Source organism: Streptacidiphilus sp. MAP12-33 (genome assembly GCF_041261265.1).
Taxonomy (GTDB): Bacteria; Actinomycetota; Actinomycetes; order Streptomycetales; family Streptomycetaceae; genus Streptacidiphilus.
This window is the reverse complement of sequence record NZ_JBGCCA010000062.1, coordinates 1-21,914: the sequence shown is the minus strand read 5'-3', so window position 1 is coordinate 21,914 and position 21,914 is coordinate 1. Positions and strand designations below refer to the sequence as shown.

Annotated in this window: 15 protein-coding genes; 11 read left to right on the top strand and 4 right to left on the bottom strand. The window is 70.8% G+C overall.

The genetic code is table 11. The annotated features are described in order from the left end of the window. Positions 1 to 96 precede the first annotated feature (96 nt). Positions 97 to 1,329, top strand: a complete 1,233-nt coding sequence (gene mycP, locus ABH931_RS38485) for a type VII secretion-associated serine protease mycosin (RefSeq protein WP_370124429.1) — start codon at positions 97 to 99, stop codon at positions 1,327 to 1,329. Between the two features lie 63 nt (positions 1,330 to 1,392). Here mycP and ABH931_RS38480 read toward each other — a convergent pair whose 3' ends face one another. The 3 genes from ABH931_RS38480 to ABH931_RS38470 form a co-directional block, all read right to left on the bottom strand. Continuing rightward, positions 1,393 to 2,820 carry an APC family permease gene (locus ABH931_RS38480; RefSeq protein WP_370124428.1) on the bottom strand — a complete coding sequence of 476 codons (1,428 nt, stop codon included), beginning with the start codon at positions 2,818 to 2,820 and terminating at the stop codon, positions 1,393 to 1,395. A 428-nt stretch (positions 2,821 to 3,248) separates the two neighbouring features. Further along, positions 3,249 to 7,196, bottom strand: a complete 3,948-nt coding sequence (gene eccCa / locus ABH931_RS38475) for a type VII secretion protein EccCa (RefSeq protein ID WP_370124426.1) — start codon at positions 7,194 to 7,196, stop codon at positions 3,249 to 3,251. Between the two features lie 103 nt (positions 7,197 to 7,299). Then, complete coding sequence (locus tag ABH931_RS38470; RefSeq protein ID WP_370124424.1) at positions 7,300 to 9,153, bottom strand: alkyl/aryl-sulfatase; 1,854 nt, start codon at positions 9,151 to 9,153, stop codon at positions 7,300 to 7,302. A gap of 72 nt (positions 9,154 to 9,225) precedes the next feature. Here ABH931_RS38470 and ABH931_RS38465 point away from each other — a divergent pair, with 72 nt between their 5' ends. The 7 genes from ABH931_RS38465 to ABH931_RS38435 all read left to right on the top strand — a co-directional run bounded on the left by ABH931_RS38465 (position 9,226) and on the right by ABH931_RS38435 (position 17,274). Further along, a complete protein-coding gene (locus ABH931_RS38465; protein WP_370124423.1) occupies positions 9,226 to 10,083 on the top strand; it encodes a LysR family transcriptional regulator in 858 nt (285 codons plus the stop codon). Between the two features lie 66 nt (positions 10,084 to 10,149). Continuing rightward, on the top strand, positions 10,150 to 11,595 hold the full coding sequence (gene eccD, locus ABH931_RS38460; protein ID WP_370124421.1) for a type VII secretion integral membrane protein EccD: 1,446 nt from the start codon (positions 10,150 to 10,152) through the stop codon (positions 11,593 to 11,595). A gap of 121 nt (positions 11,596 to 11,716) precedes the next feature. Beyond that, positions 11,717 to 12,007, top strand: coding sequence for a 30S ribosomal protein S15 (rpsO, locus tag ABH931_RS38455; protein WP_042390043.1), 291 nt, complete (start codon positions 11,717 to 11,719; stop codon positions 12,005 to 12,007). A 372-nt stretch (positions 12,008 to 12,379) separates the two neighbouring features. Next, a complete protein-coding gene (locus tag ABH931_RS38450; protein WP_370124441.1) occupies positions 12,380 to 14,581 on the top strand; it encodes a polyribonucleotide nucleotidyltransferase in 2,202 nt (733 codons plus the stop codon). Between the two features lie 80 nt (positions 14,582 to 14,661). Then, positions 14,662 to 16,020: a M16 family metallopeptidase gene (locus tag ABH931_RS38445; protein WP_370124418.1), complete on the top strand. Its 1,359-nt coding sequence runs from the start codon at positions 14,662 to 14,664 to the stop codon at positions 16,018 to 16,020. Between the two features lie 29 nt (positions 16,021 to 16,049). Further along, positions 16,050 to 16,811 (top strand): 4-hydroxy-tetrahydrodipicolinate reductase, encoded by a 762-nt coding sequence (gene dapB, locus ABH931_RS38440; RefSeq protein ID WP_370124416.1) that lies wholly within the window; start codon positions 16,050 to 16,052, stop codon positions 16,809 to 16,811. 7 nt (positions 16,812 to 16,818) lie between these two features. Continuing rightward, entirely contained in the window at positions 16,819 to 17,274 is a 456-nt protein-coding gene (locus ABH931_RS38435) for a hypothetical protein (protein ID WP_370124414.1), read from the top strand. On the opposite strand, the gene ABH931_RS38430 is transcribed toward ABH931_RS38435, so the two are convergent. Next, positions 17,237 to 17,812 carry an N-acetyltransferase family protein gene (locus ABH931_RS38430; protein ID WP_370124412.1) on the bottom strand — a complete coding sequence of 192 codons (576 nt, stop codon included), beginning with the start codon at positions 17,810 to 17,812 and terminating at the stop codon, positions 17,237 to 17,239. The two genes, ABH931_RS38435 and ABH931_RS38430, sit on opposite strands and share 38 nt — an antisense overlap. Before the next feature lie 106 nt (positions 17,813 to 17,918). Between ABH931_RS38430 and thyX the strand changes: the two genes are divergently transcribed. From thyX to ABH931_RS38415, 3 genes are all read left to right on the top strand, one after another. Continuing rightward, the gene (gene thyX / locus ABH931_RS38425; protein WP_370124410.1) at positions 17,919 to 18,671 is read left to right on the top strand and encodes an FAD-dependent thymidylate synthase; all 753 of its coding nucleotides are present in this window, start codon (positions 17,919 to 17,921) and stop codon (positions 18,669 to 18,671) included. 234 nt (positions 18,672 to 18,905) lie between these two features. Continuing rightward, the gene (gene dapA / locus ABH931_RS38420) at positions 18,906 to 19,805 is read left to right on the top strand and encodes a 4-hydroxy-tetrahydrodipicolinate synthase (protein WP_370124408.1); all 900 of its coding nucleotides are present in this window, start codon (positions 18,906 to 18,908) and stop codon (positions 19,803 to 19,805) included. 142 nt (positions 19,806 to 19,947) lie between these two features. Further along, positions 19,948 to 21,633 (top strand): ribonuclease J, encoded by a 1,686-nt coding sequence (locus ABH931_RS38415; protein WP_370124406.1) that lies wholly within the window; start codon positions 19,948 to 19,950, stop codon positions 21,631 to 21,633. Positions 21,634 to 21,914: the final 281 nt, after the last annotated feature.

Below are 21,914 nucleotides of genomic sequence, written 5' to 3'. Positions count from 1 at the left end.
CCGTGACGCTGCGCCGATCCGCCTCGGGCGGGTCGGCGCAGCGTTGTCCGTGGCACCCGCTGTGACGTCGTGAGTCGTGAAGGGGAGAAGCACCGCGTGAACAGGCTCCACCGCGGGGCGCTGACGGTCGCCGCCGCCGCTCTCGCGTGCACCGCCGTGCCCGTGCTGCCCCTCGGCCCAGCCGTCGTCGCGCTGGCCGCGGACGGACAGTGCCACTTCCCGGCGGACTCGATCCCCGGACAGCCCTGGGCCCTGCAGCGTCTCCTGCTCTCCCAGCTGCACGCCAGGTACGACGGCAAGGGCGTCACCGTCGCCGTGATCGACTCCGGTGTGGACGACGCCAACCCGCAGCTCAAGGGCGCTGTGCGGGCCGGGCAGGACTTCCTCAAGGGCGGTTCCAACGTCACCGGTGGCTCCACGACCGACCAGGTGGGCCACGGCACGATGGTGGCCGGCGTCATCGCCGCGCGCCCCGACCCGGAGAAGAAGACGGGCTTCGAGGGCATCGCGCCGGGCGCCACGATCCTCGCGATCCGTCAGAACGACGGCCAGGGCGGGGCCACCGAGGACACGCTCGCCGCCGCGATCGCGTACGCGGTGAGCCAGAAGGCCGACGTGATCAACATCTCGCAGGACCTCACCACCAAGCAGGGCCAGCCGTACCAGGGCATCACCGCGACCAGCAAGCTCGCCGTGGCGGTCCAGCATGCCGTGGCCGCGGGCGTCGTCGTGGTCGCGGCGGCCGGCAACGAGAACCTCTCCCTGCCGACGTACCCGGCGGCGCTCCCCGGCGTGATCGGGGTCGGCGCGTCCGACCGCAACGACGAGCGGGCCGACGGCTTCTCGGAGACGGGCCGGTCGGTGATGGTCGCGGCCCCCGGCGTCGACATCGTCTCCACCGTCCCCGGCGGCGGCCAGTGCGTCGACAGCGGCACGAGCTTCGCCGCTCCGTACGTGGCGGGGGTCGCGGCGCTGCTGCGCGAGGAGTACCCCAGGTCCAAGTGGACGGCGGCGCAGATCGCGACGCGCATCGAGCAGACGGCGATCCGCACGGACCCGGGCTGGAACCCGTACATCGGCTGGGGCGTGGTCGATCCGGTCGCGGCCGTCACCGACCAGTCCCCTCCGGCGGACAGCCCCGTCGCCACCCCGGTCACCGGCGCGGCCGCCGCCCCGGTCCAGGCTCGCCCCTTCGCTCTCGGCGAGACCCCCCAGCAGCGGGACGAGCGCACCGCGCTCTTCGCCGTGGGCCTCGGCGCGGTCGGCCTGATCCTCATCACCGGCACCGCCACGGTCATCCGCGACACCCGCCGCAAGGCGCGCGCCTAGCGGACACCAGACGCGGAACGGCCCCCGCGCAGAGCGCGGGGGCCGTTCTCGTGGTGTGCGGGGTTACGCCTCGACGGCGTCCTTCTCGTCCTCCGGGATCGTGATGATCCAGCGGGTCTCCGGGCGGGGCCGGAGGTAGAAGACCCAGTACAGGGCCGCGGCGGCGGTGATGCCACCGGTGTAGAGCAGGGCGGTGGTCGTCTGCTGGGTGACCACGTAGACCAGCACCAGGATCAGCGCGATCGGCACGTACGGCCACAGCGGCATCCGGTACGCCTTGGCGTTCTTGTGCTTGCCGCGGCGGGCGCCCAGCGCGGCGACGGCGACGCAGCCGTAGAGCAGGGCGACGGAGACGCCGGTGACCGCGCTCAGGGTGTCCAGGTTGACGAAGCAGAGGACCGCTCCGGGGACGCCGACCGCGAGGGTGGAGATCCACGGGGAGCCGTAGCGCTTGCTCAGGCTGGTGAAGGCGCGGTTGACCGGCTCCGGCCAGGCCTTGTCACGGGCCGAGGCGTACAGCACGCGGGAGTTCTGGATGACCATGACGATCGCCGCGTTGATGATCGCCAGGGCGATGCAGAGGCTGACGAACGTGCCGACGGCGGAGTTGCTCCACTGGGTGACCATGCTGGAGATGTCGCCGCCCGCGAGGTCGTCCAGGCTGTTGGCGCCCAGCGTGATCGCGATGACGGGGATCAGGATGACCGCGGAGCCGATGCCCAGCGTCCACAGGACGGTGCGCGGCACGGTGCGGTGCGGGCGCTCCATCTCCTCGGCCAGGTAGACCGCGGTCGAGAAGCCCTGGGTGATGAAGAGCGCGGCCGCCAGACCGGCGATGATCGTGGCCGCGGTGACGGGGCTCACCCCGCCGTGCGTTCCGGGCAGCTCGGGGTGGATCAGGACCGACGCCGAGCGGTGGGTGTGCGCGAAGCCGAGGACGGCGACCAGGCTGGCGGCGATGACCTCCAGCACCAGGAAGATGCCGGTGATCCAGGCGTTCGCCCGCAGGTCCAGCAGACCCATGACGGTCGCGGCGATCATCACGATCGCGCCCATGACCTTCGGGTCCACGTGGACGATCGGGGCCAGGTACTGAGCGGTGCCGAGCGCGATCACCGGCGGCACGATCAGGACGACCAGCAGGGCCTGGATGAAGGCGAGCCAGCCGGTGAACCGGCCGACGGTGTGACCGGCCATGGCGTACTCGCCACCGGCGCTGGGGACCAGCGTCCCGAGCTCGGAGTAGCACCAGGCCACGCCGATACACAGGACGATCGCGATGACCAGGGCGAGCGCGGTGCCCGTGCCCAGGGCGGCGAAGGACGCCGGCACGATCACGAACAGCGAGGACGCCGGCGTCAGGCACGACAGGGTCAGCAGGGTCCCGCCGACGACGCCGATGGAACGCTTGAGCTTCTGCGGCTCCGCGGCCTCGATCGAGGTCGCGGACGTCGCGGCACCGTCCTCAGGACGGCGCAGGATGTCGGTCATGGGCGTTCCGTTCCGGCTCGCACAACAAAGGGTTTGCTGGGGGAGCGCTATCGCCTCCTGGCGCTCTCGCTGATGCTCGTGTCAGTCGCTCCCGGCTCAGCCATGGAACCCTGCCGTTAACGAGGCGTCAAGGCAGGTTTTGCTTCGGATTCCGTTGCGGCCAGCGGGTAGCACAACTGATCTGAAATCCAGTCAGCGAGTTGTCCTATATGTCCTGCATCACACAATGCCTTTGCTTCAAAGATCGATGTGCAATACAGCCTTCATATCGATGCTACACGGCCTTGATGATCATGCCATCACGATCGATTGGTCACGCAACGGCAACGGGGCCGCCGAGTGACCAAGCACTCAGCGGCCCCGCGGCCTGCTACGGATCGCGCGGTGTGCGGACGAAACTGTCCGCATAACGATCCGGCATGCGGTATCTACTGCGGCGGCAGCCACCCCGTCTGGACCGTGAACGAGCCCCTGCGGCGGGTGACCAGCACGCCTCGGCCCGGCGGCAGGATCTGCGGGCGGACGTTGCCCAGCAGCACGCCCTCGTCTCGGTCGCCCGACAGCACGATGCCCTGCGCGCCCAGCTCCTTGAGCCGCTGCATGACCGGCTCGAACAGCGCGCGCCCGGCACCGCCGGAGCGGCGGGCGATGATGATGTGCAGGCCGATGTCCTTGGCGAACGGCAGCACCTCCAGCAGCTGCTGGAGCGGGTTGCCGGTGGAGGTGGCGACCAGGTCGTAGTCGTCGATCACCAGGAACAGCTCCGGGCCGCTCCACCAGCTGCGGTCGCGCAGCTGCTCCTGGGTGACGTCCTTGCCCGGGATGCGGCGCTCCATCGAGCCCCGCACGTCCCCGAGGAACGCCTGCAGCGCCGGCTGGGCCGCCGCGTACTCCAGCAGGTGCGGGGTGGTGACGGTGCCCAGCAGCGAGCGGCGGTAGTCGCCGAGCACGATCAGCGCCTGCTCCGGGGTGTACCGCTCGGTGATGCCCTTGACCAGCAGGCGCAGCAGCGCCGTCTTACCGGTCTCGCCGTCACCGAAGACGATGAAGTGCGGGTCGGTGTCGAAGTTCAGGTACACCGGCGCCAGCGCGTTCTCGTCCACACCGATCGCGATGCCGAGCTCCGGCGTCTCGAACGGCTTGGGCAGCTGCTCCAGCGGCAGCAGCTCCGGCAGCATCCGCACCTGCGGGGCGCGCGGGCCCTGCCAGTTCTCGGTGGTGGCCCTGACCATCTCGGCCACCGCGTCGGAGAGGTCCTCGATGCCGCCGGAACCGTCCAGGCGCGGCAGGCCGGCCAGGAAGTGCAGCTTGTCGCCGGTCAGACCGCGACCGGGCGCGCCGGTCGGCACGTTCTGGGCGACCTTGCGGTCGATCTCGGACTCCATCGAGTCGCCGAGCTTCAGCTCGACGCGGGTCTGCAGCAGGTCCTTCAGCGCCGGGCGCACCTCGCCGTAGCGGTTGGCGGTCAGCAGCACGTGCACGCCGTAGGCCAGACCGCGCTGGACGATGTCCGCGACGACCGGCTCCAGCGCCTCGAACTCCTGCCGGAAGCTGAGCCAGCCGTCGATGACGAGGAAGACGTCGCCGTGCGGCTCGTCGGGGAGCATGCCCTGCTTGCGGCGGTTGCGGAAGGTCGCGACCGAGTCGATCTGCTGGGCCCGGAACAGCTCCTCGCGGCGGCCGAGCACGCCGTTGACCTCGGAGATCATGCGGCGCACCTTGTCGCCGTCCAGACGCCCGGCGACCCCGCCGACATGCGGCAGGCCCTGCATGCCGATCAGACCGCCACCACCGAAGTCGAGGCAGTAGAACTGCACCTCGGCGGCGGTGTGGGTCATCGCGAACGAGGTCATCGCGGTGCGCAGCAGCGTCGACTTGCCGGTCAGCGGACCGCCGACGATCAGACCGTGACCCGCGGCACCGGAGAAGTCCACGTACATCAGGTCGCGGCGCTGCTCGAAGGGCTTGTCGACCAGACCGACCGGTACGACCAGGCGGCCCGGCGCGGCGTAGTCGGGGGCGTGCAGACCGCGCTCGGGGCTGACCGCGAGGCGGCCGTAGAGCTGGTCGACGGACGGTGCGTCGGCCAGCGGCGGCAGCCAGACCTGGTGGGCCGGCGGGCCCTGGCCCTCCAGCCGGTCGACGATCACGTCGAGCACGGTGTCGACCAGCGCGTCGTCCTGCCGGGGCGCCACGACGACCGGCGTCTCCTCCTGCGGGGCCGGCGGCAGCGCCACCGGCGAGCCCGTGAAGAGCACGGGGCGTGCCCGCCGCACGCCGCCCGAGGAGACCTGCACGCCGCCCGAGCGGTAGGGGCCGGACACGTAGGCGGCCTTGAACTGCGCCATCACGTCGGTGCCGAACTTCAGGTAGCCGACACCCGGCACCGGCGGCAGGTGGTAAGCGTCCGGGACGCCCAGCGCCGCGCGCGACTCGGCGGCGGAGAAGGTGCGCAGACCGATGCGGTAGGAGAGGTAGGTGTCCAGGCCGCGGAGCTTGCCCTCCTCCAGACGCTGCGAGGCGAGCAGCAGGTGCACACCCAGCGAGCGGCCGATGCGGCCGATCTGGATGAACATGTCGATGAAGTCGGGCTTGGCGGTCAGCAGCTCGCTGAACTCGTCGATGATCAGCAGCAGCGAGGGCAGCGGGTCCAGCGGAGCGCCGGCCGCGCGGGCCCGCTCGTAGTCGTGGATGTTCGCGTAGTTGCCCGCCGCCCGCAGCAGCTCCTGGCGGCGGTTGAGCTCACCGGTGATCGAGTCGCGCATGCGGTCGACGAGGGTGAGCTCCTCGGCCAGGTTGGTGATGATCGCCGAGGTGTGCGGCATGTCCGCCATCCCGGCGAACGTCGCACCACCCTTGAAGTCGGCGAGGACGAAGTTCAGCGTCTCGGAGGAGTGCGTGAGCGCGAGACCCAGCACGAGGGTGCGCAGCAACTCCGACTTGCCGGAACCGGTCGCGCCGACGCACAGGCCGTGCGGGCCCATGCCCTCCAGCGCGGCCTCCTTGAGGTCCAGGATCACCGGCTCGCCGCCGGCGCCCAGACCGATCGGGACGCGCAGCCGCTCGTGGACCGGGCGGGTACGCCAGGTGCGGGCGGTGTCCACGGAGGCGGCGTCGCCGACGCCCATGAGGTCGGTGAAGTCCAGGTTCGCCAGCAGCGGCTCGTCGTCGCCGCCCTGCGAGATCCGCAGCGGTGCGAGCTGACGCGCCAGCGCCTCCGCCTGCCAGGCCGACAGCACGTCCGGGACTCCCGTGTAGGAGGCGCCGGACGCGGAGCGCAGCGTCATCTCCTTAGGGGTGGCCGTGATCGACAGCTGGCCCCGGACCTCGTCCAGGTCGCCGGGCACGACCTCGATCACCGTGACGCCCTGCAGGCCCTCACCGCTCGCCAGCACCGAGTCGACGCCGATCTGGGCACCGTCCAGGATCACCACGATGTGGGACTGGTCCGGCACCGGCTGTGCGTCGCGGTGGAACCGGGCGCGGCCCGCGAGCTCGTCGTCGAGCAGCTCCTCCAGCTCGTCCAGCGAGGTGCAGAGCATGCGCAGCGAACCGGCGCCGTCGGTCTCCCGCCAGTGCTGGGTGTGCGGGAGCCACTTGGTCCACTCCCACTCCGGCAGCGCGCCCGGCGCCGCCGCGATGCCCAGGACCAGGTCGTCGGGCGAGTGCAGGGTGGTGAGCTGGGAGAGGATCGCGCGCAGCTGTCCGTAGACGGTGTCCGGGTCGCCGGAGACCGTCAGGTGGTAGAAGGCGCGCAGCGAGACCGCCAGCGGCAGGTCCGGCAGCGTGCTGTGGCTCTTGATGAACGAGCGCATCGCGTCCGCCGTCAGCGGCTCCAGCTCGTCGACCGGGGCGGTCTGCGGCGCGACGATCCGCGAGGCCAGCTGCTGCGGGCCGGTGCCGACGCGGACCTGCACGAAGTCGCTGTCCATGGGCCGCCGCTCCCACAGCCGGCGGCCCTCGGCCACCACGGACCAGAGCTGGTCCGGCTGCGGGTGCGTGTACAGCTGCGCGTCGCGCTGGAGCTGCGCCACCTTGCGGATCTGACGGCGCAGCTGCCCGAGGTACTTCAGGTAGTCGGCGCGCTCGTCGTCGATGCTGCCGCCACCGCCCTTGCGCTGCTGGTTCAGCTGCGCGACGGCCATGGCCACGGTCGAGGCGACCATCATGCCGCCCATGACCTTCATCATCGTGGCCATGCCGGGCATGAAGAAGAACGCCGCGGAACCGGCCGTCGCGAGCATCGGCAGCATCGCCTGCCACCAGGCCCCGTTGGCGTCCCGGGGCAGCTCCGGCGGCGGCTCCAGGTGGAGCTCCTCGTTCGGCACCGCCGACGGGTAAGCCCGCGGCGGTCGCTTGACGGTCACCACACTCAACTCGGCACCAGCCTCGTCCCAAAGTCCCCCGGTGACCATGGGGGCGATCACTGCCGCCCCCGTGGCACCGCTGTCCGCAGGCGGCGATCCTATCGGCAACCGGTCATGGCTCGATCACGGGGAAGAAGAGATCGAACGTGACCAGAAGCGATAGGAGTTCCCGCAGGTCGTCCGTGCCCTGGGCGGACGCGGTGACCGAGCCGTCCGCGAGCGCCGCCTCCAGCAGTGACGGATCGTCGGCGAGACGGGCCAACGTCGCCCGGTCGAGGGAAACGACGTTCGCCCCGTCCGTGCCCTGGGCGTGGTGCAGCGTGCCGTGGGAGAGCTCGACGTGATGCGCCGTGCCCGCGTCGGCGAAGCGCAGGGTGAGGCCCAGCGCGCGGGTGGCGGCCCGCGGGCCGTCGAGGCGGACCGCCAGGAAGTCCAGCAGCATCGAGCCCGGCATGCCCCGCAGCACGTCCGGCTGGAGCGGGGTGCGCAGACCCGGCGCGTTCGGGGTGCCCTGACGCAGCTCCTGCGCGCCCGTCAGGTAGAAGTCCCGCCACGGCCCCGACTCGGCCTGGTAGCCCAGCTGCTCCAGGGTGTCCGCCTGCAGCAGCCGAGCGTGCTCGTTCGACGGGTCCGCGAAGACCACGTGGTTCACCACCTCGGCCACCCAGCGGTAGTCGCCGGCGGCGAAGTCCTCCCGGGCGCGGGCGAGGACCGCGTCCGCGCCGCCCATGTAGGCGACGTAGCGCCGGGCCGCCTCGACCTGCGGCAGCGGGTGCAGATGGGCCGGGTTGGCGTCGAACCAGCCCAGGTACTTCTGGTAGACGGCCTTCGCGTTGTGGTTGACGGTGCCGTAGTAGTCGCGCAGGAAGAACTCGTCCGCCAGCCCCGGCGGCAGCTCCAGCTCCTCGGCTATCTCGGCGGCGACCAGGCCCTCGTTGGCCAGCCGCATCGCCTGGTCGTGCAGGTAGCGGTAGGCGTCGCGCTGCTTGGTCAGGTAGGGGCCGATCTCCTCCTCGCCCCAGCGCGGCCAGTGGTGCGAGGCGAAGACGACGTCGGCGGCCGGCGCGTACACCCGCAGCGCCTCGTCGATGTAGCCGGACCAGGCCAGCGCGTCACGGACCTCGGCGCCGCGCGGCGTGTAGAGGTTGTGCTGGACGGCGGTGCAGTTCTCCGCGAGACACAGCGCCCGGTGCTCCGGCAGCAGGAAGTTCATCTCGGCGGGCGCCTCGGTGCCCGGCGTCACCTGGAACACCATCCGCACGCCGTCGACCAGCAGCTCCGTCCCGGTCTCGCGGACCGTCTCCGTCGGCGGCACCAACCCCCACGTCCCACCGGCGACCTGACGGCCCAGGCCGGTGTCGACGTGGCCGCGCTCGTCCTTCGGCAGCATCAGCCCGTACATGTACAGCGCGCGGCGGCTCATCGCCGTCCCGGCGATCACGTTCTCGGAGACGGCGTGCTCCAGGAAGCCCTCCGGCCCGATGACGCGCACCGCTCCGGAGGCCACCTGCTCGTCGGTGACGACACCGCGGATGCCGGCGAAGTGATCCACATGGCAGTGCGTGTAGATCACGGCGGTGACGGGCCGCTCGTCGGCGAAGTGCGCGCGGAGCGTCGCCAGCGCGGCGGCGGCCGTCTCGGCGGCGGTGAGCGGGTCGACGACGATCCAGCCGTCCGCGCCGCGGACGAAGGTGATGTTCGCCAGGTCGTAGCCGCGCACCTGGTAGACCCCGTCGGTCACCTCGTACAGCCCGTGCAGCGCGTTCAGCCGTGCCTGCCGCCACAGGGAGGGGTTGACCGTCTCGGGCGCCTCGGCCGGGAGGACCGCCACCTCCCCGGTGCGCCGCAGCAGGCCGCGCTCCGCGCGGGCGAAGTCGGTGTCGTCGGCTAGCGGGAGCCGCGCGGCGAGCGCGGCGTGCGCCTTGCGGGTGGCCTCGGTGGCGTTCTTGCGGGGGTCCGTCGTCATGGGGACCAGTAACGCCGCGCGAACACCACGCCGTCCAATACCCGCTGTGCACCGGACCCATAGGCTGCTCCTATGGATGCCCGGCAGCTCTCCTACTTCCTCGCCGTGGTCGAACACGGCGGTTTCACCCGCGCGGCCGACGCCCTCCACCTGGCCCAGCCGTCCCTCTCCCAGGCGATCCGCGCGCTGGAGCGCGAGCTGGGCGCCCGGCTGTTCCAGCGCGCGGGCCGCGGCGTCGTCCTCACCTCCGCGGGCGAGGCCCTGGTCGCACCCGCCCGGCGGGTGGCGCTGGAGCTGGTCGCCGCACGGGAGGCGGTCGCCTCGGTGGTGGGGTTGGTCGCGGGTCGGGTCGACCTCGTGGTCCAGCCGGCGGCGGCGGACGCGGCGGGTGAACTGACGGCGGCCTTCCGGCTGCGTCATCCGGCGGTCACGGTCCGGCTCGTCGAACCGCGGCGGCCTCCGTTCCTGACCCGGGACCTGCGGGAGGGGGACGCGCAGCTGGGCCTGTCCTACCTCCCGGTGACGGAGACTCACGGGCTGGTCGTGGAACCGCTGCGGCAGGTGGAGATGGTCGCGGTCCTGCCGCCGGGCTCCGCGACGGGACCGCTGGAGTTGCGGGAGCTGGCAGACGTCCCGCTGGTCGTCGGCGCACCGGGCACCGCGTGGCGCACGCTCACGGACGGCCTGTTCGCCGAAGCCGGGGTCAGCCCGGTGATCGCGGTGGAGTCCGTGTACCGCGAGGCGGTCGGGCCGCTGATCACGGAGGGCGGGCTGGCCGCGGTGACACACGCGGGGCTGGCCCCGGAGGGCTCGGTGGTCCGGCCGTTGGTGCCACCGGTGCACAGGACGCTGGCGCTGCTGCGCCGTCCCGGCGTGCTCGCGCCCGCAGCGGAAGCCTTCCTGCGGTCGGCCCGGTTGCCGTGCCCCTGAAAAGTACGACTTCCCGATGCGTATAAGGTGAACCGCTGTCAGCCACGGTATGGGGGAGGCCACCAGGTGAGCACCAGCGCCACGACCGGGTTCTGCCGGGTCACCGTCGTCGCACCGGACAGTCGCATCGACGTCGCGCTGCCGGAGGACGTCCCGCTCGCGGACGTGTACCCCGAGGTGCTCCGGCTCTCCGGGCAGACGCAGGCCGAGGGTGCGCCGACCGGCTTCCACCTCGTGCGGCGTGACGGCACCGTCCTGGACAGCAGCCTGCCCCTGCAGGCCCAGCACGTCCGCGACGGCGACCTGCTGAGCCTGCGGCCCTTCGCCGAGTCCCTCGCGCCCGCCGTCTACGACGACGTCGCGGACGCGATCGCCTCCGGCGTCGGGGAGGACCGCAGCCAGTGGGGCCCCGCCCTGATGCGCGGCGCCGGCCTGATCGGCGGCGCGACCGTGCTGCTCCTGCTCGCTTTCGCGCTGTGGTTCTCCGACCTGCAGCACGACATGCACTCCCTGCCCGGCCTCATCGCCGGTCTCTCGGCCGCGGTCCTGATCGCCCTCGCGGGCGTCCGCGCCCGCGTCTACGGCGACCGGGGGGCCGCGCTCGCCCTCGGGCTGGCCTCGCTGCCGCTGGCCCTGCTCGGCGGCACCGGGATCCTCGCGCCCGCCCAGGGCGAGGGGCCCGGCCGGATCCAGTTCCTGGTCGGCTGCATCATCGTGCTGCTGGCCGCGACCCTGCTCGCGGCGCTCCTGCCCAACGGCGACGCCCCGTTCGTCGCCGCCGCGCTCGTCGCCGGGGTGGGCACCGTGGCCACGCTGGTCGGCGTGATCGCCGACGGCTCCGCCCGCGAGGTCGCCGCCGGCGCGGCCGTGGTCGCGGTCGGGCTGGTGGGCTTCCTGCCGTCGCTGTCCTCGCGCTTCGCGCGACTGCCCGTCGGATTCCACGCCCCGGAGCAGCAGCGGTCGACGCTGCGCGGCGCGGAGGCGGAGCGTCCCGCGCTGGACCTGGTCCGCATCGCGACGCAGGCCCGCCGCGGCCACGAGCTGCTCGTCGGCATGGTCGGCGGCTGCGCCGCCGTCGTGCTGGGCAGCAGCGTCGTCCTGGCGTTCACCGACAACACCTGGACGGAGCTGCTCGCACTCGTGCTCGGCGTCTCCACCATGCTGCGGGCGCGGATGTTCACCAACACCGCGCAGGTCATGTGCCTGCTGGTGGCGGGCCTGGGCAGCCTGGTGCTGCTGATCGTCGGCATGGCCCTGCACATGCCGCTCTTCCTGTACACCAACATGCGCGACACCTCCGCGGTGGACATCCGCACCCTGGTCATGGCCGTCGCCATCGCCGCGGGCGCGGCGGTCCTGGTGGCCATCGCGCTGGTGGTGCCGAAGAAGGGTGTCTCCCCGTTCTGGGGCCGCATCCTCGACCTGGTCGACGGCCTCACCCTGGCCGCCCTGGTCCCGATCGCCCTCGCCGTCCTGGACGTCTACGGCACGGTCCGGGGCTTGACTTCCTGACTGGTAGGCTTGACCGCTGGATCGGGCATGCATGCGTGCGTGCCCCGTTCCGCCGCCGAGTACGTCGGACCCTGTGATGAAGACCAGGGACGCTCGGCACACTGATCGTGAAGGAGTGGGCATGGCCCTCGACCAGAGCATCAAGAAGCAGATCATCGCCGAGTACGGCCAGAAGGAGGGCGACACCGGCTCTCCCGAGGTTCAGATCGCGATGCTCAGCCGCCGCATCTCGGACCTGACCGAGCACCTCAAGTTCCACAAGCACGACCACCACTCGCGTCGTGGCCTGCTGCTCCTGGTCGGCCAGCGTCGCCGCCTGCTGCAGTACCTGGCCAAGACCGACATCGAGCGTTTCCGTACGCTGGTGGACCGCCTCGGCATCCGCCGCGGCGCCGCGGGTTCCGCTCGCTAGTCGACCCACTCGGGGGCGGCTTCTCCCAGGGGATCTGGGGGAGCCGCCCTTCGGTGTATCGCAACCACCCCTCGAATGGCGTGGTTGAGCCTTGCGCACGCGTGGGAATGAGACCGTGCGTAAGGTGTGAAGGACAGAAGGGTGCCGCATCCCACACGGGGGTGTGACACCGGACGCGGAGCGTCCACACGCATCCGAGCCAGCGCCAGGCAGGCCGCCGGTCCTCGGTAGTGGCCGCCGGAGAAGCACGAGAGCTTCGACCGGCAGCTTCGATCGAAGACCGGCCAGTTCCAGGCCGCAGCTGCGGACAAGCGCGGGGGCGCTCCACCTAGAGGACAAAAGAAGGAGATCTTCCGGGTGGAAGACAACACCATGCACGAGGCCGTGGCCGTCATCGACAACGGCAGCTTCGGCACCCGCACCATCCGCTTCGAGACCGGCCGCCTTGCCAAGCAGGCCGCCGGTTCCGCGGTGGCCTATCTCGACGACGACACCATGGTCCTCTCCGCGACCAGCGCGTCGAAGCAGCCGAAGGAGCACTTCGACTTCTTCCCGCTGACCGTCGACGTCGAGGAGCGGATGTACGCCGCCGGGCGCATCCCCGGCAGCTTCTTCCGCCGTGAGGGCCGTCCCTCCGAGGACGCGATCCTCACCTGCCGTCTGATCGACCGCCCGCTGCGCCCGTCCTTCGTCAAGGGCCTGCGCAACGAGATCCAGGTCGTCGTGACGGTCATGGCGCTCAACCCCGACCACCTGTACGACGTGGTCGCGATCAACGCCGCCTCCGCCTCCACGCAGCTGGCGGGCCTGCCCTTCTCCGGCCCGATCGGCGGCGTCCGCGTCGCGCTGATCCGCGGCCAGTGGGTCGCCTTCCCGACGCACAGCGAGCTGGAGGACGCCGTCTTCGACATGGTCGTCGCCGGCCGCGCGCTGCCGGACGGCGACGTCGCGATCATGATGGTCGAGGCCGAGGCCACGACCAAGACGATCGAGCTGGTCAAGGGCGGCGCCGTGGCGCCGACCGAGGAGGTCGTGGCCCAGGGCCTCGAGGCCTCCAAGCCGTTCATCAAGGAGCTGTGCCGGGCGCAGGCCGAGCTGGCCGCGCACTCGGCCAAGGCGACCGCCGAGTTCCCGGTCTTCCTCGACTACCAGGACGACGTCCTGGAGGCGCTCACCGCCGCGGTCAAGGACGAGCTGGCCCAGGCGCTCACCATCGGTGGCAAGCAGGCCCGCGAGGCCGAGCTGGACCGCGTCAAGGACCTCGCCGCCGAGAAGCTCCTGCCGGAGTTCGAGGGTCGCGAGAAGGAGATCTCCGCCGCGTACCGCGCGCTGACGAAGAAGCTGGTCCGCCAGCGCATCGTCAAGGAGAAGGTCCGCATCGACGGCCGTGGCATCACGGACATCCGCACCCTGGCCGCCGAGGTCGAGGTCGTCCCGCGCGTCCACGGCTCGGCCCTGTTCGAGCGCGGCGAGACCCAGATCCTGGGTGTCACCACGCTGAACATGCTCCGCATGGAGCAGCAGCTGGACACGCTGGCGCCGGAGACGCGCAAGCGCTACATGCACAACTACAACTTCCCGCCGTACTCCGTCGGTGAGACGGGCCGCGTCGGCTCCCCGAAGCGTCGCGAGATCGGCCACGGCGCGCTCGCCGAGCGTGCGCTGCTCCCGGTCCTGCCGACCCGCGAGGAGTTCCCCTACGCGATCCGCCAGGTCTCCGAGGCGCTGGGCTCCAACGGCTCGACGTCCATGGGCTCGGTCTGCGCCTCGACGATGTCGCTGCTGAACGCGGGTGTCCCGCTGAAGGCCGCCGTCGCCGGTGTCGCCATGGGTCTGATCTCCCAGGAGGTCGACGGCGAGACGCACTACGTCGCGCTGACCGACATCCTCGGTGCCGAGGACGCCTTCGGCGACATGGACTTCAAGGTCGCCGGTACCAAGACCTTCGTCACGGCCCTCCAGCTGGACACGAAGCTCGACGGCATCCCGGCCTCCGTGCTGGCCGCGGCCCTGAAGCAGGCGCACGACGCGCGTCTGCACATCCTCGACGTGATGAACGAGGCGATCGACGTTCCGGACGAGATGTCCCCGAACGCGCCGCGCATCATCACGATCAAGATCCCGGTGGACAAGATCGGTGAGGTCATCGGCCCCAAGGGCAAGATGATCAACCAGATCCAGGAGGACACCGGCGCCGAGATCACCATCGAGGACGACGGCACGATCTACATCGGCGCCTCCGACGGCCCGGCGGCCGAGGCGGCTCGGACGACGATCAACCAGATCGCCAACCCGACCATGCCGGAGGTCGGCGAGCGCTACCTGGGCACCGTGGTGAAGACCACGACGTTCGGCGCGTTCGTCTCCCTCATGCCGGGCAAGGACGGTCTGCTGCACATCTCGCAGATCCGCAAGCTCGCCGGTGGCAAGCGCGTGGAGAACGTCGAGGACGTGCTCGCGATCGGGACCAAGGTCCAGGTCGAGATCGCGGAGATCGACCCGCGCGGCAAGCTCTCGCTGATCCCGGTCGTCGAGGGCGAGGAGGCGGCCGAGGCCGCCGCCGAGGACAAGTAAGCAGTAGCTTGCACACTGCGGCCCGGCTCTTCGAGCCGGGCCGCAGGCCCGTTCAGCGCAACCATCCAAGGACTTTCTCAGTGCCGCAGACAACCGCCCAGGACCAGCGTCCCGGGACGACCAAGACCCTGCTGAAGGGCGTCGACGGCGCCGGGACGGTCCGCAGGACCGTCCTTCCCGGCGGCCTGCGGGTGGTGACCGAGACCCTGCCCACCGTCCGCTCCGCGGCCTTCGGCATCTGGGTCGGTGTCGGCTCCCGGGACGAGACGCCCGTGCTCAACGGCGCCACGCACTACCTGGAGCACCTGCTCTTCAAGGGCACGAAGACGCGCTCCGCGCTCGACATCTCCTCCGCGCTCGACGCGGTCGGCGGCGAGATGAACGCGTTCACCGCCAAGGAGTACACCTGCTACTACGCGCGGGTGCTCGACCGCGACCTGCCGCTCGCCGTCGACGTCGTCAGCGACATGCTGACCGGTTCGCTGGTCCGGCAGGAGGACATCGACACCGAGCGCGACGTCGTGCTCGAAGAGATCGCGATGACCGAGGACGACCCGAGCGACGTCGTCCACGACCTGTTCGCCAGGACCCTGTACGGCGAGTCCCCGCTCGGACGCCCGGTGCTGGGCACCGTCGACACCATCAACGCGCTCACCCGCGACCAGGTGTACGGCTTCTACAAGCGCCGCTACAAGCCCGAACACCTCGTCGTCGCCGCGGCCGGCAACGTCGACCACGCCAAGGTCGTCCGCCAGGTGCAGCGCTGCTTCGAGCAGGCCGGCGCGCTGGGCCGCGAGGACGTCGGCCCCGCCGCGCCCCGTGGCGGCAGCCGCGCGCTGAAGACCGCCGGCAAGGTCGAGATCCTGGACCGCCCGACCGAGCAGGCCCACCTCGTGCTCGGCATGCCCGCGCTCGCCCGCACCGACGACCGGCGCTGGGCGCTCGGCGTGCTGAACTCCGCGCTGGGCGGCGGGATGAGCTCGCGCCTGTTCCAGGAGGTCCGCGAGAAGCGCGGCCTCGCCTACTCGGTGTACTCCTACACCTCCTCCTACGCCGACTCCGGGCTCTTCGGCATCTACGCCGGCTGCCAGCCCAAGCGCGTCGAGGAGGTCCTCAAGATCTGCCGCGAGGAGCTGGAGAAGGTCGCCACCGGCGGCATCACCGACGAGGAGCTCAAGCGGGCGATCGGGCAGATGTCCGGCTCGACCGTGCTCGGCATGGAGGACACCGGCTCGCTGATGTCCCGCGTCGGCAAGGCCGAGCTCGCCTACGGCACCCACCTGTCCGTCGACGAGCTGCTCGGCAAGATCGCGGCCGTCACCCTGGACGACGTCCGGGCCGTGGCCGCTGACGTGCTCGGATCCCTGCGTCCCTCCCTCGCCGTGATAGGACCGGTGGCAGGCAAGCGCGCGTCGCGCCTCGCCGAGGCCATGGCCTGAGACCACTTGATTTGCTAGGAGCCACTGCAATGAGCACGCCGCTGCGGGTCGCCGTCATCGGGGCCAGGGGCCGGATCGGCTCGGAGGCCGTCCGGGCCGTCCAGGCCGCCGAGGACATGGAGCTGGTCGCCGCGCTCGGCCGCGACGACAAGCTGGAGACCCTGGTCGAGTCCGGTGCCCAGGTCGCCGTCGAGCTGACCCACCCCGACGCGGTGATGCGCAACCTGGAGTACTGCACCGCCCAGGGCATCCACGCCGTCGTCGGCACCACCGGCTGGAACGAGGAGCGCCTCGCGCAGCTGGGGGAGTGGCTGAAGGCCTCGCCCGGCACCGGCGTGCTGATCGCCCCCAACTTCTCCATCGGCGCGATCCTCACCATGCGCTTCGCCCAGCAGGCGGCCCGGTTCTTCGAGTCCGTCGAGGTCGTCGAGCTGCACCACACCAAGAAGGCCGACGCGCCCAGCGGCACCGCCACCCGGACGGCCCAGCTGATCGCCGCCGCCCGCGCCGAGGCCGGGCTGCCCCCGCAGGACGACCCGACCACGCACGGCCTGCCCGGCGCGCGCGGCGCGGACGTCGACGGGGTGCCCGTCCACGCGATCCGCCTGCGCGGCCTGCTGGCGCACCAGGAGGTGCTCTTCGGCGGCGTCGGCGAGACGCTGACGATTCGCCACGACTCGTTGCACCACAGTTCGTTCATGCCGGGCATCCTGCTGGGCGCCCGCAAGGTCGTGGAGGCGCCGGGTCTGACCTTCGGCCTCGAGAACTTCCTTTTTGCCGAAGGAGAGTGACGCTGCGATGGTCGCTCGGGTGATGTACTTCGTCGTCACGCTGGCGCTGCTGCTCGGCCTGGCCGTGGTGGCCGCGACCGGCGGGCAGCTGATGGCCAGCGGCAAGGCGGCCGGGGTCGGGATAGGCATCTGCGCCGAGGCCCTGGTCGGCATCGCGCTCTGGTTCGTCTGGAAGACCTACCGCTTCGGCCGGGACAGCCAGCGGCTCTCCCGCCTGCTGGCGGCCGAGGGCGGCCTGCCGGTCGACGAGCTGAAGCACACGCCGGGCGGCGGTATCGACCGGGACTCCGCCGACGCGGTCTTCGCGCGGCGCAAGGCCGAGACCGAGTCCGCGCCGGAGGACTGGCGCAGCTGGTTCCGGCTCGCCGTCGCCTACGCGGACGCCCGGGACACCCCGCGGGCGCGGAAGGCGATGGAGCGGGCGATCAGACTGCAGCAGAGCGAGCACGCGGCAGCCGTGTGACCCGTCGCACCGGGCGGGCGTAGCGCAGCTCGACGAGCATGGCGCCGCCGAACAGCAGCTCGTCGGTGGCGCCGTCGGGCTGCCAGCCGTGCCGCTCGTAGAAGCGGCGGGCCTGCTCGTTGCGCTCCAGGACCCAGAGCGTCAGCGTGTGGAAGCGGTCCTCCGCCAGCCGGCGAGTCGCCGCGTCCAACAGCGCCGCCCCGGTGCCGGTGAACCAGGCATCCGGGTGAACGTAGAGCGCGTGCACCTCGCCGATCCCGGCGCGCTCGCCGCGCGCGGACTCGACGCTCGGGCGTTCGGAGCCGGCGACCACGAAGCCGACGACCCGGTCGTCCCGCTCGGCGACCAGGTAGTGCCGCCCCCGCGGCAGCTCCCGCAGGTACTCGGCCAGGCGTGACGGGGCCGCCGTGGCATCCAGTTCGTCCAGATAGGCGGGTGGGATCACCCCGGCGTAGGCCGCCCGCCACGCATCGAGGCGGACCCGCACCAACGGTGCCGCGTCCGCCTCGACGGCCTCACGGACCGTCAGCTGCATCATCCCTCTCCCTTCGCTGGATAGGCTACTGCGCGGTCGTCCTGGTACCGGCGGTACCAGCATCGGCAGGCTCTTCTCATCCGACGGCGGGCCGGGCCAGAGTCGACCCATGATCGAAAGGAACGTCCCCTTGTCCGAAGAGACCCCCGAGCCCACCTTCCGTGACGACGTCACGGTGGAACTGGTGCGCAGCAGCGCCCAGGACGCCGACGTGCTGTTCGCCGCGCGGGTCTCGACGGCGGGCGAGCAGTCGCTCGAAGAGCTGCAGAAGGACCCGGAGCGCTCCCGGGGCCTGATCAACTTCCTGATGCGGGACCGGCATGGCACGCCGTTCGAGCACAACTCGATGACCTTCTTCGTCAGCGCGCCGATCTTCGTCTTCCGCGAGTTCCACCGGCACCGCGCCGGCTGGTCCTACAACGAGGAGAGCGGCCGCTACCGCGAGCTCCAGCCGGTCTTCTACGTCCCCTCGGCCGAGCGCAAGCTGGTGCAGCAGGGCCGTCCGGGCAAGTACGAGTTCTTCGAGGGCACGCCAGAGCAGCACAAGGCCGTCTCCGAGGCGATGGAGGACTCCTACCGGCAGTCCTACGCCCGCTACCAGGAGATGCTGGCGGCCGGTGTGGCCCGCGAGGTCGCCCGCGCGGTGCTGCCGGTGGGCCTGTTCTCCTCGATGTACGCGACCTGCAACGCCCGCTCGCTGATGCACTTCCTGTCGCTGCGCACCAAGGACGAGCGGGCCACGGTGCCGAGCTTCCCGCAGCGGGAGATCGAGATGGTGGCGGAGAAGATGGAGCGCCTGTGGGGCGGGCTGATGCCGCTCACTCACGAGGCCTTCAACACGCACGGCCGAGTCGCGCCGTAGCGTCGCCCCGGTAACCGCCGTGTCCGGTGGGCTCGTTCGCCCGTTCGGCAAGATTTCCCGTATGTCCCATTTGCGGGATATCTCATGGTTCCCTAATCTCAAAGACACGAGCCCCGGTGCCGCTTGAACCCCCGAGCAGGCGGCACCGGGCTCCTTGCCTGCCCAGACGGTACTGTTGTCCTCCAGCTGGACCGTCTGTGCTAGCCCCTGCCCGCAACGAGTAGCGTTGGACTCATGGCTCCGACCTCCACCCCCGAGACCCCCTTCGGCCGGGCGCTGACCGCGATGGTGACCCCGTTCACCACCGAGGGCGCCCTCGACCTCGAAGGCGCCCAGCGGCTGGCCGTGCACCTGGTCGACGCAGGCAACGACGGCCTCGTCGTCAACGGCACCACCGGTGAGTCCCCGACCACCACCGATGCCGAGAAGCAGGCCCTGGTGCGGGCGGTTCTGGAGGCGGTCGGCGACCGCGCACACGTCGTCGCGGGTGTCGGCACCAACGACACGCACCACACGCTGGAGCTCGCCCGTGAGGCGGAGCAGGCCGGCGCCCACGGCCTGCTGGTCGTGACGCCGTACTACAGCAAGCCCCCGCAGGAGGGCCTGTACCGGCACTTCACCGCCGTCGCTGACGCGACCGGCCTGCCGGTCATGCTCTACGACATCCCCGGCCGCTCCGGCGTGCCCATCGCCACCGAGACCATCGTCCGGTTGGCCGAGCACCCGCGGATCGTCGCCAACAAGGACGCCAAGGGCGACCTCGCCGCCGCCAGCTGGGGCATCGCCCGTTCGGGCCTGGCCTGGTACTCCGGCGACGACATGCTGAACCTGCCGCTGCTCTCGGTCGGGGCCGTCGGCTTCGTGAGCGTCGTCGCCCACGTCGTCGCCCCCGAGCTGCGCGCCATGGTCGACGCGTTCGTCGGCGGTGACATGGCCAAGGCCACCGAGATACACCAGCGACTGCTGCCGGTCTTCACCGGTATGTTCCGTACTCAGGGCGTCATCACGACCAAGGCCGCCCTGAACCTCCAAGGCCTCCCGGCGGGGCCGCTGCGCCTGCCGCTGGTCGAGGCCACCGAGGCGGAGATCGAGCAACTGAGGAGGGATCTCGCCGAAGGCGGGGTACACCTCTGACAACACAGACGTCCACGTCCGTGAGCTCCGACAGGACCTCGGGACGTGATGCAGGACCTGCAGTACCCATCACCACAAGTGACGACGCCGTGCGTACCAGAGCCAGGAAGCTCCGACGGGTACGCGCGGAAAGGAGAACCTTTTGAGTCATCCGCACCCTGATCTGGGCGCCCCGCCGCCGCTGGCGCCGAACGCGCTGCGCATCACCCCGCTCGGCGGTCTCGGCGAGATCGGTCGCAACATGACCGTCTTCGAGTTCGGCGGCCGGCTGCTGATCGTCGACTGCGGCGTGCTCTTCCCCGAGGAGGAGCAGCCCGGTGTCGACCTGATCCTGCCGGACTTCTCGTCCATCCGGGACCGCCTGAACGACATCGACGGCATCGTCCTCACGCACGGCCACGAGGACCACATCGGCGCCGTGCCGTACCTGCTGCGCGAGAAGCCGGACCTCCCGCTGATCGGCTCCAAGCTGACCCTCGCCCTGATCGAGGCCAAGCTCGCCGAACACCGGATCCGGCCCTACACGCTGGAGGTCAAGGAGGGCCAGCGCGAGCGCATCGGCTCCTTCGACTGCGAGTTCATCGCGGTCAACCACTCCATCCCGGACGCGCTGGCGGTCGCCATCCGCACGCCCGCCGGCCTCGTCGTCGCCACCGGCGACTTCAAGATGGACCAGGTGCCGCTGGACCGCCGCCTCACCGACCTGCCGACCTTCGCCCGTCTGGGCGAGGAGGGCATCGACCTCCTGCTGGTCGACTCGACCAACGCCGAGGTCCCCGGCTTCATCGCGCCCGAGCGCGAGATCGGCCCGGTGCTGCAGCAGGTCTTCGACCGCGCCGACAAGCGCATCATCGTCGCCAGCTTCGCCTCGCACGTGCACCGCATCCAGCAGGTCCTGGACACGGCGCACGAGTTCGGGCGCAAGGTGGCCTTCGTCGGCCGCTCGATGGTCCGCAACATGGGCATCGCGCGGGACCTCGGGTACCTGAAGGTGCCCGGGGGCCTCGTCGTCGACGTGAAGACCCTGGAGGACCTGCCGGACGAGGACGTCGTCCTCATCTGCACCGGCTCCCAGGGCGAGCCCATGGCCGCGCTGTCGCGCATGGCCAACCGCGACCACCAGATCCGCATCGTCGAGGGCGACACGGTCATCCTCGCGTCGTCGCTGATCCCGGGCAACGAGAACGCGGTCTACCGCGTGATCAACGGCCTGACCCGGTGGGGCGCCAACGTCGTGCACAAGGGCAACGCCAAGGTGCACGTCTCCGGCCACGCCTCGGCCGGCGAGCTGCTCTACTTCTTCAACATCTGCAAGCCGCGCAACCTCATGCCGGTCCACGGCGAGTGGCGTCACCTGCGTGCCGTCTCCGACCTCGGCCAGAAGACGGGCATCCGCAAGGACCGCATCGTCATCGCCGAGGACGGAGTGGCCGTCGACCTGGTCGACGGCGTCGCGCGCATCGTCGGCAAGGTGCAGGCGGGCTACGTCTACGTCGACGGCCTCTCGGTCGGCGAGGTGGGCGAGGGCTCGCTGAAGGACCGCCGAATCCTCGGGGACGAGGGCATCATCACCACCTTCATGGTCGTGGACTCCTCGACCGGCAAGGTGCTGAGCGGCCCGAACATCCAGGCCCGCGGCTCCGGCATCGACGACGACGCCTTCGGTCCGGCGATTGCGAAGATCCAGGAAGCGCTGAACCGCTCGGCGCAGGACGGCGTCCTGGAGACCCGCCAGATCCAGCAACTGGTGCGTCGCACCCTCGGCAAGTGGGTCTCGGACACGTACCGTCGCCGGCCGATGATCCTGCCGATGGTCGTCGAGGTCTGATCGCCCGAACGGGTGACGGGGGTTCGCGGGTCGATTTGACTTGACCTGCGGGCCCCCGTACTGTTTAGCAAGTTGTCCCGCCCGCTGAGCGGGTGTCGGGGCAGCCAACCCCCTCGAATCTGATCGTACGAATGGTTCATTCGTGCTGCAATTTTCGAATCTGGTTGACGGATTTGGTTCCGACCAAAGAAATCAGCTAGAGTTTCACTCGTCGGAACGGGCCGGAGCGAAAAGCGAAGGCCGGAAGTTCTGATAGAGTAGAAAACGAAGGAAGCGCCCGG

Excerpts from the sequence above, each read along its gene's own strand:
- ABH931_RS38480 (WP_370124428.1), bottom strand. The coding sequence starts at position 2,820 with ATGACCGACATCCTGCGCCGTCCTGAGGACGGTGCCGCGACGTCCGCG.
- ABH931_RS38470 (WP_370124424.1), bottom strand. The coding sequence starts at position 9,153 with ATGACGACGGACCCCCGCAAGAACGCCACCGAGGCCACCCGCAAGGCG.
- ABH931_RS38465 (WP_370124423.1), top strand. The coding sequence starts at position 9,226 with ATGGATGCCCGGCAGCTCTCCTACTTCCTCGCCGTGGTCGAACACGGC.
- rpsO (WP_042390043.1), top strand. The coding sequence starts at position 11,717 with ATGGCCCTCGACCAGAGCATCAAGAAGCAGATCATCGCCGAGTACGGC.
- ABH931_RS38450 (WP_370124441.1), top strand. The coding sequence starts at position 12,380 with ATGCACGAGGCCGTGGCCGTCATCGACAACGGCAGCTTCGGCACCCGC.
- dapB (WP_370124416.1), top strand. The coding sequence starts at position 16,050 with ATGAGCACGCCGCTGCGGGTCGCCGTCATCGGGGCCAGGGGCCGGATC.
- ABH931_RS38435 (WP_370124414.1), top strand. The coding sequence starts at position 16,819 with ATGGTCGCTCGGGTGATGTACTTCGTCGTCACGCTGGCGCTGCTGCTC.
- ABH931_RS38430 (WP_370124412.1), bottom strand. The coding sequence starts at position 17,812 with ATGATGCAGCTGACGGTCCGTGAGGCCGTCGAGGCGGACGCGGCACCG.
- thyX (WP_370124410.1), top strand. The coding sequence starts at position 17,919 with ATGATCGAAAGGAACGTCCCCTTGTCCGAAGAGACCCCCGAGCCCACC.
- dapA (WP_370124408.1), top strand. The coding sequence starts at position 18,906 with ATGGCTCCGACCTCCACCCCCGAGACCCCCTTCGGCCGGGCGCTGACC.